Genomic DNA, 12,671 nt, shown 5'->3' with positions numbered 1-12,671 from the left:
GACGGAGGAATCCGGCCGAGAACCGCCACGACGAGTACCCCTTCGTCCACACGAACCTCGATGACTCGCCGACCCTGCTATCGAACACGGCCGACATCGACAAGACGGCAGACGATGCGAACCGCCGAGGCTTGGGTTATAGGGCAGAACGTGTTGCTGGGGGTTTAGTCCCAGGGGTTCGCGTACGAGGTGGCGTGGTGGAGTTCGTTCCAAGCGATGGCGTCTCCCCATTGTTGGACGAGGCCGGGATCTTTGCCGGTTTGGGCGTTGCGGTAAGCGCTTTCGATGTCGGCATCGGTGGGCATGACCTTGAGGATCTGCGCGGCCGGCAGCGGGTTATCCGAGTGCTGGTAGCACCACCAGAAGATCGCTTTGATCCGGCGCATCAGGCTCAGTCCTCGACTGGTCACCCAGCATCTGACGCAACGGCGCGTTCACACCCCCCTTCGATCCGATTGTTCATCGAAGGCATCGGCGTACGCCACGCACTGTCGAGGAAGGTGAAGAACAAACCCTGGCCGATCAGGCGGTTGACGCTGTTACGGACCTTCACGATGGGCTCATGCGCGTAGCACCACCCGCCCTCAGGCACAGGGGTCTTCTCGGCAAGGAAAGACTCCCAGCAGGCGGCCCACACCAACCCAGTCCTCCACCCAGATCTCGGCCTGGCTCCGCGTGGTGACCCGGATCAGGCGCAGGCCCAACTGGTAGAGCTCCCCAGACGCCTGAAGTCTGGGACGAGTGGTCATGGCGGTCTTGATCTGGGAGAACACGTGGAAGAAGCAGCGCTGGACCCAAGTGTCAGGCCAGCACGCCTGCTTGGCTTTGGCGAACCCGCCCCCCACCATCGGAGACCACCATGAGCGGTGGCCCGATCCTCGCCAGGAGAGCCTGCCAGGCCCTGAAGTTCTCGTTCCTGGCCGCATACCAGCCCCGCACGCGCGTATCCGTGCACGCGATAAGGACGACGGCTTTGCGGCCCAGATGGATGCCGTCGACGTAGACCACGTCATGGACCTCATCAACGATGGGAGCTAGGGGCCAGATCTGCCACAACGGCTGGCAGCGGCACCGAAATGACCGCCCCCCTGCCGGGCATCTGGGCCATCACCGTCCGACAGCAACCACGCGAGGAACGCGTCCAAGGCCTTCGCCGTGGCCTCGATGCGACCAACGCTCGTGACCTTGCAAGCCCGGCACCGCCAACGTTGGGCTCCCGAGGCGGCCTTGCCGTGACGAGTCATCACCCACTGACAGGAAGGGCATTTCGCAGTATTCATCCCCCAACGCCGCCCACACCAACTTCAACCCCGACTTTGGTCCACCACCAAGCCGAAAAATCGATGCCAGAACAACGCGATTTGACCTATAACCCCGACTTTCCGCACCTAACGACTCACCATCGGCCGAAAAGGCGTGAGACGAGAAAACCCGGCCCCAGAGGGGCCGGGTGATATGGCTCCAGCATAGCAGCACGAATGCTCTGGCTACCACTCCTGCGGCTTAACGATTCTCGAGCCGATGGCCGACGGCAGCTGGTGGTCGTACCAGTCAGAAGGCTGCATCTGGTACCACCAGTGGTTGCCGACGCCATCGGTGTGATCGCCGGCGAGTTTGCCAGCGAGGTACCCCTTGGTGGGGTTGACGAGTCCGATCGGCACTCGGCCTCGGCTGAAGGCGACGGGGTAGGCCAGGTCGCTGTCGTTGGAGATCACCACGGCGGCATCCACCGTATCGGTGAGCACATCGATGAGGAGATGCGAGGCAACATTGACGTCGGAGCCCTTCTCCTCCCGGCGCGCAACAGAGGCCATGAACCGAGCGTCAGGGACGTCTTGCCCGGCTCCGTCCTGCACCATCAGCGGCCACTGCGGGTGGCTGATGATCGGTTTGCCATTCCGGCCAGCAGTGGCAAGCGGTGCCGTGGCAACCCGTGCCACGTAGTTGCCGTAGCTGATCCGAGTGGCCGAGCCGGAGCGCTCCAGGGCGCGCAGATAGACGTCCTGTTCACGTTGACCGACGGGGTTGCTCGCTCCGCTCACTCTCGCAGTGCAATAGGTGACTGTCTTGATGACTGGGCTCTGCCAGCGAGAGTGCGTGACGATCAGATCAGACGCGAGAGCCTCCAGATCGAGCCAGCGCCATCCGGGCGTCGATCGGCCGCACAGTCCTCGACCGCCGTAGTACAGGTTATATCCGTCGATGTAGACGCCGACCCTCATGAGATCAAGTGTAGGCGCCACTACTGAAAGAGATCAGGGGCGCGCACCGCCAACTGGAGCGATGCGAGCATTGCTGCACGAGTGCATCGCGAATGCCCACGGCCGGTTCGGGACTGCCTGCTGACGCACCGCGATCCTTATTGGATTCCTTGGAACGTCCCACTTCGACGCTCGCCCGGTTTCTCGCGATCGCATGATCACCGGAGAGTTTGTTCACGTGGCTGCGGAAGCACTTTGCCCCCGGACCGGAAGCCGGGGACAAACACTGGGGTGGCTGACGGGACTCGAACCCGCGACGTCCTGGACCACAACCAGGTGCTCTACCAACTGAACTACAGCCACCGTCGTCGCCGCATGTGCAACGCAGGGAACTCTAGCATCCGACACCCCCGGAGGCGAAATCACCGCAGGACGCCCCTCGTTGCGCCCGCGTCGACGGCGCGGCGCGGCCCCGTCCCTACGCCCACCCCATCTCGTGGAGCTGCTCGTCGTCGATGCCGAAGTAGTGGCCGAACTCGTGCAGGACCGTGATCCGCACCTCCTCGGCGACCTCCCGCGCGTCCCGGCACATCGCCAGCGTCGGATTGCGGAACACGAGGATCCGATCGGGCAGGACGCCCGCGTAATCGTCCCGCTCGGTCAATGCCACCCCGTCGTACAGGCCCAGCAGATCCGGCTCCATGTCCGCGGGAGGATCGTCCTCGACGAGGACGACGAGGTTGTCCACCTGCTCCCAGAACTCCTCGGGGATCTCATCGAGGGCGTCGGCGACGAGCGACTCGAACTCCTCCCGGTTCATCTCGACGGGCACGCCGCGCTCCCCTCGCCGAACATCCCGATCGTTCCGCTCCCTGCCGGGCGCACGTCCGTCACCAGTGGGCGCGCACCGAGATCGCGTCGGCGAAATTGCCCAGCGCCTCATCGGTCGCGCCCAGGTACAAGTCCGCGTCGACGAGCGACACCTCCATGACGAGGAACGACCCCTTCCCATCGGGCACCAGATCGACCCGGTTGAAGAGGAACTGCTCGTCGCGACCGATGCGCTCGCGCACGTACTCGTGGAGGACCTTGCGGATCTGCTCGCCCCACTGCCACGCCTGGCTGTCCGCGGTCCCCGCCGTGATGACCGCCTCGTGCATCGTCGGATCGGTGACCGACGCCGGGTGGAGGACGGCGCGCTTCTCCACCGCGTGAGAGACGATCCCGTTGAAGAACACGAGGGAGATCTCGCCGTGGGTGTCGATCTGCTCGACGTAGCGCTGGATCATCACCGAGCGGTTCTGCGAGAGGATGTCCTGGACCTGGGAGATCGCCGCCTGGCGCTGGGTCGTCGACAGCGTCGTGTACCGGCCGATGTCGCGCACGCCCGAGGACACCGCGGGCTTGACGATGAACTCGCCGGACGCCGGGAAGCGCGTGTGGATCTGGTGCTTGGACAGCCCCTGCTCCGGTTCGAGCCACGTCGTCGGAATCGTCGGCAGGCCGCGCGTGGCCAGGGACCGCAAGTAGGTCTTGTGGGTGTTCCACTCCAGGACGTCGCGGTGGTTGAGGATCCTCGGCACCTTCCGCGTCCATTCGAGGAACGCCTCGCGCTGGCGCGGGTAGTCCGACACGGAGCGGACGACGACCATCCCCGCCTCGGCCCAGTCGATGTCGGGGTCGGTCCAGCACGCGATCCGCGGGTCGCAGCCTCGCTCGGCCAGGGCGTCGGGCAGGGCCTCCTCACCGCGATACAGGTTCGGCATGGACTCGGAGGTCACAAGGGTGACCTTGGGCTTAGACGTCATGCGTTCACTCTACCCGGACGGCCGTCGGCATTCGCACAGCCCGGCTCTCTTCCTCAGCGCAGGCCCAGGTCGCGCGATCGGGCCTCCTCCAGGAGGGCGTCGAGGAGCGCCGGGTAGTCGAGGCCGCCGACGGCCCACATCTGCGGGAACATCGAGATCGGCGTGAACCCGGGCATCGTGTTGACCTCGTTGACGACGATCCGCCCGTCGTCCTCGCAGTAGAAGAAATCGACGCGCGCCAGCCCCTCGCATTCGAGGGCGTCGAAGGCCTCCATCGCCAAGGAGCGGATCGACTCGGCGACCGGCTCGGGCAGTGACGCCGGGCAGACGAGGCCGATGGCCTCCGTGTCGACGTACTTGAGCTCGTAGTCGTAGAACTCCCCGTCGGGCACCTCGATCTCGCCGAGCGGCGCGGTCCCGCTCCTCCACGAGTCCCGCCCCCCCAGGACTCCGCACTCGATCTCGCGGCCCGAGACCCCGGCCTCGACGATGACGCGAGGATCGTGGTTGCGCGCCTCCTTGACGGCCGTCGCCAGCTCCTCGGCGCAGTCGACGCGGCTGATCCCGATCGACGATCCGGCCCGGCAGGGCTTGACGAAGAGGGGGAATCCCAAGGGGACGAGGCGATCGAGGCACCCCTGGGGGTCGTCCTCCCATTGGCGCGGAGTGATGAGTTCCCACGAGCCGACGTCGATCCCGGCGGCCGCCAGGACCGTCTTCGTCAGGTGCTTGTCCATGCTGATGGCGCTGGACGTCACCCCGCAGCCGACGTAGCGCACATCCGCCATCTCGAAGAGCCCCTGGATCGTCCCGTCCTCCCCGTAGGGCCCGTGGAGGAGGGGCATGACGACGTCGACGCGCCCCAGGTCCTCGACGGAGACGACGCGCGCCGCCGGGTCCGACGGGTCGGCGTCGTAGGTCAGCTCGATAAGCGACGCCCCCCCGGGGGTCAGGGCGATGCGCGTGCGCCCGGCCCGCACCGACTGCCCCCGCCCGTCGCGGAACTCCAGGGCCTCCGGGTCGTCGGCGACGCGGACCCACTGCCCGTCGCGGGTGATCCCCAGGGGGATGACCTCCCACTTCGTTCGATCGACGGCGCGCAGGATGCCCGCGGCGGTCGCGCACGACACCTCGTGCTCGCTCGAACGGCCTCCGAAGACGATGAGGACGCGGGGACGGGTCGTTTCAGTCATGGGGTCCAGCCTAACGGCACCCGCCCCCGTCGCCGGCCACCGCCGACGGCCCGCGCGCGGACGACTCCCCTCGCGCCGAAGGGCCGCCGCCTCCCCGACCGGCGGACCCGGGCGCGGGCGCGGGATGACCTGTTCGTCGTCGAATGGCGTCGCGGCGGCCCGACAGCCCCGGGCCCGGGCGCCCTCCGGGTCACACGAGCTCGATGCGCCACCCGTCCATCTTCTGGGGCCGCGACAAGAGCATCTCCCCCATCTCCTCGATGCTCGCCCTCCCCGAGACGACGCGGACCACGGACTCGGTGATCGGCATGTCCACGTCGAGCCCACGGGCCACCTGGAGGATCGGCGCCGCCGAGCGAACCCCCTCGACGACGCCCGGCGACAGGGACAGCGCCTCGTCGAGCCCCATCCCGGTCCCCATCCGGTAGCCGAGCGAGTAGTTGCGCGACAGGCGCGACGAGCACGTCGTGATGAGGTCGCCGATGCCGGCCAGGCCCGCGAAGGTCGCCGGATCGGCGCCCATCGTCGTCCCCAGCCTCGTCATCTCCGCCAAGCCCCGCGTCATCAGCGTCGACCGCGTGTTGACCCCCAGGCCCATGCCCTCGGCCGCCCCGATGGCCACGGCGATGACGTTCTTCGTCGCCCCGGCGATCTCCGTACCGACGACGTCGGCCGACACGTAGGGGCGGAAGTAGGAGGTGTGGGCGGCCTTGGCGATCCTCGCCGCCAGGTCGACGTCGCGCGAGGCGACGACGGTCGCCGCCGGCTGATGCTCGGCGATCTCGCGCGACAGGTTCGGCCCCGACATCACGGCGATCCGGGAGTCGTCGACCCCGGCGGCGCGGGCGATCACCCGGTCGACAGTGTCGAGGGACTCCAATTCGAGCCCCTTGGCCAGGGACAGGATCGCGGCATCGGCCGCGAGCGCCGGCGCTGCCTCGACCAGCGTCGGCCGGATCGCGGCGACCGGCACGGCGACGGCGACGAGATCGGCCCCCTCGACCGCCCCGCGCAGGTCCGTCGTCGCCCGGATCGTGTCGGACAGCTCGATGCCCGGCAGATACGTCGGGTTCTCCCCGGAGTTGATGAACTCGACGGTCTGAGTGTTGCGCCCCCACATCGATACGGGCAGGCCCGCGTCGGCCAGGACCTGGGCGAAGGTCGTCCCCCAGGCGCCGGTGCCCAGGACGGCGGCGGAGCGGATCTCAACGGCAGTGCTCATGCCCCGAGACTACCGGCCCAGTACGATCGAAGGACGAGGACTCCAAGGAGGCACCCATGTCGCGCCGTTTCGCACCCGCCATCGTCCCGCTGCTCCTGCCGGCCCTGTGCGCGGCTCTCGCGGCCTGCTCCCCCGCCGGCCCCTCCCCCGCCGCGCAGTCGGCCCCGCCCGCCGCCTCCGGCGACGCCCAGTCCGCCGCCCCGCGATCCGGCCTCTCCGCCCAGTCCGCGGCCCCGGCCTCGTCTAACGCCCCCTCTCCCGAGCCGGCCGCCCCGATCCTCGGCGACGCCTGGGCGACCTCCGTCGAGCCGACCGAGCCGGAGGGCGCCGACTCCCTCGTCTTCCACGACCTGCGCGTCGGCGAGCACGACTCCTTCTACCGGGTCGTCGTCGAGTTCACCGGCGAAGGGGTCCCCGGCGTCTCCCAGTCGTGGGCCGACAAGCCCCTCGAGCAGGGCCGCGGGCGGGAGTTGCCCGTCGCCGGGTCCTCGTGGCTGGACCTGGTGATCTCCGGGACGTCGATGCCCCTGGACGACGCCTCCCGGGCCGACTACTACTCCGGCGAGCGCAACATCCCCATCGGCCCCCTCGACGTGCGCGAGGACGGGACCTTCGAGGACACGACCCACCTGGTCATCGGCATGGACGAGCCCAGGGACTTCCAGATCGGATTCCTCGAGTCCCCCAGCCGCGTCGTCATCGACATCCGGAAGTAGGCGCCGGGGTCAGCGCCCGCCCCCCGGCCGGGGCCGGCCTCCCCGCCTGGCCCGTTTGGCCGCCTTCTTCGCGGCGATCCGCTGCTCGTACTCCCACCACGGGCCCTCTTTCGTCTGCGGGTCCCACACGCGGTCGGGCGCCTTGCGCCCGCGCAGCTCCTCGACGCCGGATGTCACCGCCGCGTGGAGGCGGGCCGTCGCCTCCGCCACCGCCTTGCGATCGGACGACCCCTGTTCCCCCATGAGGTCCGACAGGTCGACGGGGGCGCCGAAGCGGTAGCGGATGCGCCGCCCCGGGCGCAGGTCGATCGTCGAGTCGTAGCGGCCCTGGATGTCCTGGGCGCCCCACTGGGACAGGGGGATCACCGGGACGCCCGTGTCGAGGGCCAGGCGGGCCGCGCCCGACTTGAAGGCCATCGGCCATTCGTCCGGCTCGCGCGTCAGCGTGCCCTCCGGGTAGATGCCGACGACCTCTCCGGCGCGCAGCGCCCGCCTCGTCGGTTCGAGGACGGCGCCCGGCGACACGTCGCGATCGACGGGGATCAGCCCCATTCCCGCGATGACCCGGCCGAACACGGGGACCGCGAACATCGACTTCTTCGCGAGGAAGCGCACGGCCGTCCCCCGGCCCATGAAGTACCAGCACAGGCACAGGGGGTCGACGTTCGACAGGTGATTGGCGACGAGGAGGAACCCGCCATCGGCCGGCAGGTGCTCCTCCCCGGTGGCCTCGATCCTCACCCATGGGGCCATGATCGGGGTGAGGACGGTCTGGGCGAAGCGGTAGAACCCGGTGACAGGAGCCATGGGGCGATCCTAGCCGGATCGACGGGGCCCGCCGTCGCGCGACTGCGCTCCGGGCGTCCGCGCCCCCAGCGGGAGACGGAGCGGCTCGCGGCTCACACGAGAACGGTCACCGCGCCCGGGGCGACGCTCGCGACGAAGGGGACGCGGGCCACCCGGTCCCCGTCCGCCATGACGGGCATACCGACCGGTTGGACGACCTCGACGCGGCGCGCCTCCTCGATGGAGATGATGTCGCCGTCGGCGGCGCGCCCGCCCAGGGCGCGGGCGAGGACCGGCAGGGCCGTCCACCGCGACACGGCGCGGGCGTGGCACAGTTCGAGGACCCCGTCGAAGGGATCCGACTGGGGGACCAGGGTGATCCCCCCGCCGAAGCGCCCCGAGTTCGAGATCGACGCCAGCCAGCCCGTCAGATCGCGCTCGACCCCGTCGACGATCCCCCGGACCGGGATGTGGCGGTAGCGGGAGAACGCGGCGATCGCTCCGTAGGCGTAGGCCAGCGGCCCGTAATTGAGGGAGGACTCGTTGGCGCGGATATTCGCCTGCGCGTCTACCCCCAGGGACACGATCCCCAGGACGAGGCGCAGGCCGTCGGCCGAATCCACCCAGATCCCGTCCAGGGACCGCTTCCGGCCGTCGAACTCCCCGTCCGACGAGGCGCCCGCCAGGCCCAGGGGGGCCAGGGACCGGGCGCGCTCGCGCGGGTCCGTGCCGATGCCGAGCGCGCGGCACAGGTCGTTGCCCCGCCCTCCGGGGATGGGGGCGAAGACCCGGCCGGCGTCGTGGCACCCGCGGGCCACCGCCGACAGGTAGCCGTCGCCGCCGATCGCCGCGACGACCTCCTCGTCGCAGTCCCCGGCGATCCGGTCGGGCGCGTCCGAGCTGGTCGTCACCACCGCCTGCACCCGCCAGCCGCCGGCGCGCAGGATCCGGGCGACCTCGGGCCCGGCGGACACCGACCGGCCGGCCGCCGACATCGACGAGATGAGGAGGCGCAGGCCCCGCCTGGCCCCGTCCTCCGTACGGGCCCCCACCGGTCAGTCCGCCGCGTAGGCGACGCGGGCGTCGAGTTGCCCGAGCTTCGTCGTGAAGTGCTCGTAGCCCCGCGCGATGACGTCGATGCCCGCGACCGTCGACGTGCCCTCGGCGGCCAGGGCCGCGATGAGGTGGGAGAACCCGCCGCGCAGGTCGGGGACGACGATGTCGGCGCCGTGCAGGGGCGTCGGCCCCGACACGACCGCCGAGTGGTAGAAGTTGCGCTGCCCGAATCGGCACTCCGACCCTCCCAGGCACTCCCGGTACACCTGGATCTGCGCGCCCATCTGGTTGAGGGCCTCGGTGAAGCCGAAGCGCTTCTCGTAGACGGTCTCGTGGACGATCGACAAGCCCCGGGCCTGGGTGAGGGCGACGACGAGGGGCTGCTGCCAGTCCGTCATGAACCCGGGGTGGACGCCCGTCTCCAGGGCGATCGCGTGCAGCTCCCCACCGGGGTGGTAGAAGCGGATGCCCTCCGCGTCGATGTCGAAGGCGCCGCCGACCTTGCGGAAGGTGTTGAGGAAGGTCGTCATGTCCGGCTGGTGGGCTCCCAGGACGTAGATGTCGCCGCGGGTCGCCAGCGCCGCCGCCGCCCAGGAGGCCGCCTCGATGCGGTCGGGCAGGGCGACGTGCGTGTAGCCGACGAGGCGGTCGACGCCCTCGATGCGGATCGTCCGGTCCGTGTCGACCGAGATGATCGCCCCCATCTTCTGCAGGACGTTGATGAGGTCCATGATCTCCGGCTCGACGGCCGCGCCCCGCAGGATCGTGATGCCCTCGGCGCGCACGGCCGTCAGGAGCGTCTGCTCGGTGGCCCCCACCGACGGGAACGGCAAGTCGATGATCGCCCCGCGCAGGCCCTCGGCGGGGCGGGTGATGTGGATGCCGTCGGAGCGCTTGTCGACGACCGCCCCGAACTTGCGCAGCGTATCGAGGTGGAAGTCGATGGGCCGCCCCCCGATGGCGCATCCGCCGAGTTCGGGGATGAATGCCTCGCCGAGCTGGTGGAGCAGGGGTCCGCAGAACAGGATCGGGATGCGCGAGGACCCGCCGAGGGAGTCGATATCGGAACGGGAGGCGACCTTGACGTTCGTCGGGTCGAGGCTCATCCGGCCCCGCTTCTGGTCGAACTCGACGGTGACGCCGTGCAGGCGCAGGAGGTCGGAGACGACGTCGACGTCGCGGATCAGCGGGACGTTGTCGAGCTGGGAGGGGCTGTCCCCCAGGAGGGAGGCCACCATCGCCTTGGGGACGAAGTTCTTCGCCCCGCGCACGGTGATCGTGCCGTTGAGCGGGTGCCCGCCCTCGATCCTCAGCACAGAGGTCATGAGTACCAACTCCTGATGGCCGTCGCGCTCGTGATGGTCGAATCCACTGTAGAGCAGGGGCGCGCGGGCGGGAGCCCGGGGCGGGGTCGGATCCCCCACACCGCCGTGCCGATCGGCGTCCCGCGGCCGCGTCGGCCCTCAGCGGACGGCCGGCATCCCCAGGGGGACGGGCCGGGCTGGCACGACCTCCTCCTTGGGGAGGAAGCGGGCGGGCAGGGTCGTCGGCGCGAATGAGGGGCGGGTCGCCTCGTAGGCGCTGATCCTGTCCTCGTCGCGCAGGGTCAGGGCGATGTCGTCGAGTCCTTCCATCAGGCACCAGCGGACGTAGTCGTCGATCTGGAAGGAGCAGTGGACGGGGCCGGCGACGACCGTCGTGTCGACGAGGGAGACGGTGACGCTCGTGCCCGGCTCGTTCTCCAGGACCTTCCACAGGGACTCGCAGTCCTCCTGGGAGACGACGCCGGCGACGAGCCCCTGCTTGCCCGCGTTGCCGCGGAAGATGTCGGCGAACTTCGGGGCCAGGACGACGCGGAACCCGTAGTCCTTGAGGGCCCAGACGGCGTGCTCGCGCGACGAGCCGGTGCCGAAGTCGGATCCGGCGACGAGGACGGAGCCGGCGCGGTAGGCGTCCTGGTTGAGGACGAAGCCCGGGTCGGAGCGCCAGGCGGCGAAGAGGGCGTCCTCGAAGCCGGTGCGGGTGATCCTCTTGAGGTAGACGGCGGGGATGATCTGGTCGGTGTCGACGTTCGAGCGGCGCATCGGCACGCCGATGCCGGTGTGGGTCGTGAACTTGTCCATGAGGGCCTCCTTGGGGGCGGCGCGGGTCACAGGTCCGCGGGGCTCGACAGGGTTCCGCGGACCGCGGTCGCGGCGGCGACGAGGGGCGAGACGAGGTGGGTGCGCGACCCCTTGCCCTGGCGACCCTCGAAGTTGCGGTTCGAGGTGGACGCGGCGCGCTCCCCGGGGGCGAGCTGGTCGGGGTTCATCCCCAGGCACATCGAGCACCCGGCGTTGCGCCATTCGGCTCCGAAGTCGCGGAACACGGCGTCCAGGCCCTCGGCCTCGGCCTGGAGGCGCACCCGGGCGGAGCCGGGGACGACGAGCATGCGCACCCCCTCGGCCTTGGTCCGTCCTTTGAGGATCGAGGCGGCGGCGCGCAGGTCCTCGATGCGGCCGTTGGTGCATGAGCCGAGGAACACGGCGTCGACCTTGATGTCGCGCATGGGCGTGCCCGCCTCAAGGCCCATGTACTCCAGGGCCCGTTCGGCGGCCGCCCGCCGGGTGTCGTCGCCGAACTCCTCGGGGTCGGGGACGGCGGCGGACAGGGGGACGCCCTGGCCGGGGTTGGTCCCCCAGGTGACGAAGGGCTCGATGTCGGCGGCGTCGAGGACGACCTCGGCGTCGAACACGGCGTCCGGGTCGGAGGCCAGGGCCCGCCAGTGCTCGACGGCGCGGTCCCAGTCGTCGCCCTCGGGGGCGTGGGGGCGCCCTTTGAGGTAGGCGAAGGTCGTCTCGTCGGGGGCGACCATGCCGGCGCGCGCGCCGGCCTCGATCGACATGTTGCAGATCGTCATCCGCCCCTCCATCGACAGGTCGCGGATCGCCTGCCCCCGGTACTCGAGGACGTAGCCCTGTCCCCCGCCGGTGCCGATTGCGGCGATGACGGCGAGGATGATGTCCTTCGCCGTCGAGCCGGCGGGCAGGGCCCCGTCGATGGTGATCGCCATCGTCTTGAAGGGGGCGAGCGGCAGGGTCTGGGTGGCCAGGACGTGTTCGACCTGGCTGGTGCCGATCCCCAGGGCGAGGGCGCCGAAGGCCCCGTGGGTGGACGTGTGGGAGTCGCCGCACACGATCGTCATCCCGGGCTGGGTCAGGCCCAGCTGGGGGCCGACGACGTGGACGATCCCCTGGTCGGCGTCCCCCAGGGAGTGCAGGCGGATCCCGAACTCCTCGGCGTTCGAGCGCAGCGTGTGGATCTGGGTGCGGCTCGTCTCGTCGGCGATCGGCAGGTCGATGTCGACGGTCGGCGTGTTGTGGTCCTCGGTGGCGATCGTCAGGTCGGGGCGGCGGACCCTCCGCCCGGCCAGGCGCAGCCCTTCGAAGGCCTGGGGGCTCGTCACCTCGTGGACGAGGTGGAGGTCGATGTAGAGGAGGTCGGGGGCCCCGTCCTCCCCGTGGGCGACGACGTGGTCGGCCCAGACTTTCTCAGCCATCGTGCCGGTCATGGTCTCCTCCTCCGCTCGGTCCTCACCGGGGCTCTTCTCGCGCGGTCTCGCCGGATCGGCGGGGCGCCGTCGCGGCGGCATCGGGCTCATCGTCGGCCTGTTTCACGATACCGAGACTTGTGATCTCACCACATGAGAT

The 12,671-nt window shown here is 69.8% G+C and carries 11 protein-coding genes, 1 tRNA gene and 1 pseudogene; 1 reads left to right on the top strand and 12 read right to left on the bottom strand.

Annotated features, from left to right (window positions below; all coding sequences use genetic code 11):
* Positions 1 to 164 precede the first annotated feature (164 nt).
* The 7 genes and pseudogenes from M3T53_RS03510 to M3T53_RS03480 form a co-directional block, all read right to left on the bottom strand.
* Positions 165 to 1,280 (bottom strand): annotated as a pseudogene (locus M3T53_RS03510) (IS1249 family transposase).
* Between the two features lie 207 nt (positions 1,281 to 1,487).
* On the bottom strand, positions 1,488 to 2,222 hold the full coding sequence (locus M3T53_RS03505) for an NYN domain-containing protein (protein ID WP_272433069.1): 735 nt from the start codon (positions 2,220 to 2,222) through the stop codon (positions 1,488 to 1,490).
* A gap of 266 nt (positions 2,223 to 2,488) precedes the next feature.
* Positions 2,489 to 2,564, bottom strand: a tRNA-His gene (locus tag M3T53_RS03500).
* A gap of 115 nt (positions 2,565 to 2,679) precedes the next feature.
* Complete coding sequence (locus M3T53_RS03495) at positions 2,680 to 3,033, bottom strand: metallopeptidase family protein (RefSeq protein WP_272433068.1); 354 nt, start codon at positions 3,031 to 3,033, stop codon at positions 2,680 to 2,682.
* A 58-nt stretch (positions 3,034 to 3,091) separates the two neighbouring features.
* Positions 3,092 to 4,009: an ATP-grasp domain-containing protein gene (locus tag M3T53_RS03490; protein WP_272433067.1), complete on the bottom strand. Its 918-nt coding sequence runs from the start codon at positions 4,007 to 4,009 to the stop codon at positions 3,092 to 3,094.
* 53 nt (positions 4,010 to 4,062) lie between these two features.
* Entirely contained in the window at positions 4,063 to 5,202 is a 1,140-nt protein-coding gene (locus M3T53_RS03485) for a D-alanine--D-alanine ligase family protein (RefSeq protein ID WP_272433066.1), read from the bottom strand.
* 190 nt (positions 5,203 to 5,392) lie between these two features.
* Entirely contained in the window at positions 5,393 to 6,424 is a 1,032-nt protein-coding gene (locus M3T53_RS03480; RefSeq protein WP_272433065.1) for an NAD(P)H-dependent glycerol-3-phosphate dehydrogenase, read from the bottom strand.
* Between the two features lie 56 nt (positions 6,425 to 6,480).
* Here M3T53_RS03480 and M3T53_RS03475 point away from each other — a divergent pair, with 56 nt between their 5' ends.
* Positions 6,481 to 7,140 (top strand): AMIN-like domain-containing (lipo)protein, encoded by a 660-nt coding sequence (locus M3T53_RS03475; RefSeq protein WP_272433064.1) that lies wholly within the window; start codon positions 6,481 to 6,483, stop codon positions 7,138 to 7,140.
* A gap of 9 nt (positions 7,141 to 7,149) precedes the next feature.
* Here the strand turns inward: M3T53_RS03475 and M3T53_RS03470 are convergent, their stop codons facing one another.
* The 5 genes from M3T53_RS03470 to leuC form a co-directional block, all read right to left on the bottom strand.
* Positions 7,150 to 7,947: a lysophospholipid acyltransferase family protein gene (locus tag M3T53_RS03470; RefSeq protein WP_272433063.1), complete on the bottom strand. Its 798-nt coding sequence runs from the start codon at positions 7,945 to 7,947 to the stop codon at positions 7,150 to 7,152.
* A gap of 92 nt (positions 7,948 to 8,039) precedes the next feature.
* A complete protein-coding gene (locus M3T53_RS03465) occupies positions 8,040 to 8,978 on the bottom strand; it encodes a diacylglycerol/lipid kinase family protein (protein WP_272433062.1) in 939 nt (312 codons plus the stop codon).
* Positions 8,979 to 8,981: 3 nt separating this feature from the next.
* The gene (gene murA / locus M3T53_RS03460; RefSeq protein ID WP_272433061.1) at positions 8,982 to 10,307 is read right to left on the bottom strand and encodes a UDP-N-acetylglucosamine 1-carboxyvinyltransferase; all 1,326 of its coding nucleotides are present in this window, start codon (positions 10,305 to 10,307) and stop codon (positions 8,982 to 8,984) included.
* A 138-nt stretch (positions 10,308 to 10,445) separates the two neighbouring features.
* Positions 10,446 to 11,105, bottom strand: coding sequence for a 3-isopropylmalate dehydratase small subunit (leuD, locus tag M3T53_RS03455; protein ID WP_272433060.1), 660 nt, complete (start codon positions 11,103 to 11,105; stop codon positions 10,446 to 10,448).
* 26 nt (positions 11,106 to 11,131) lie between these two features.
* The gene (leuC, locus tag M3T53_RS03450) at positions 11,132 to 12,532 is read right to left on the bottom strand and encodes a 3-isopropylmalate dehydratase large subunit (protein WP_272433059.1); all 1,401 of its coding nucleotides are present in this window, start codon (positions 12,530 to 12,532) and stop codon (positions 11,132 to 11,134) included.
* Between the last annotated feature and the right edge of the window lie 139 nt (positions 12,533 to 12,671).

This window comes from Actinomyces sp. B33 (genome assembly GCF_028437565.1).
In the GTDB taxonomy this organism is placed as follows: Bacteria; Actinomycetota; Actinomycetes; order Actinomycetales; family Actinomycetaceae; genus Pauljensenia.
The sequence above is the reverse complement of the archived record's forward strand: the minus strand, read 5'-3'. Positions and strand labels throughout refer to the sequence as shown.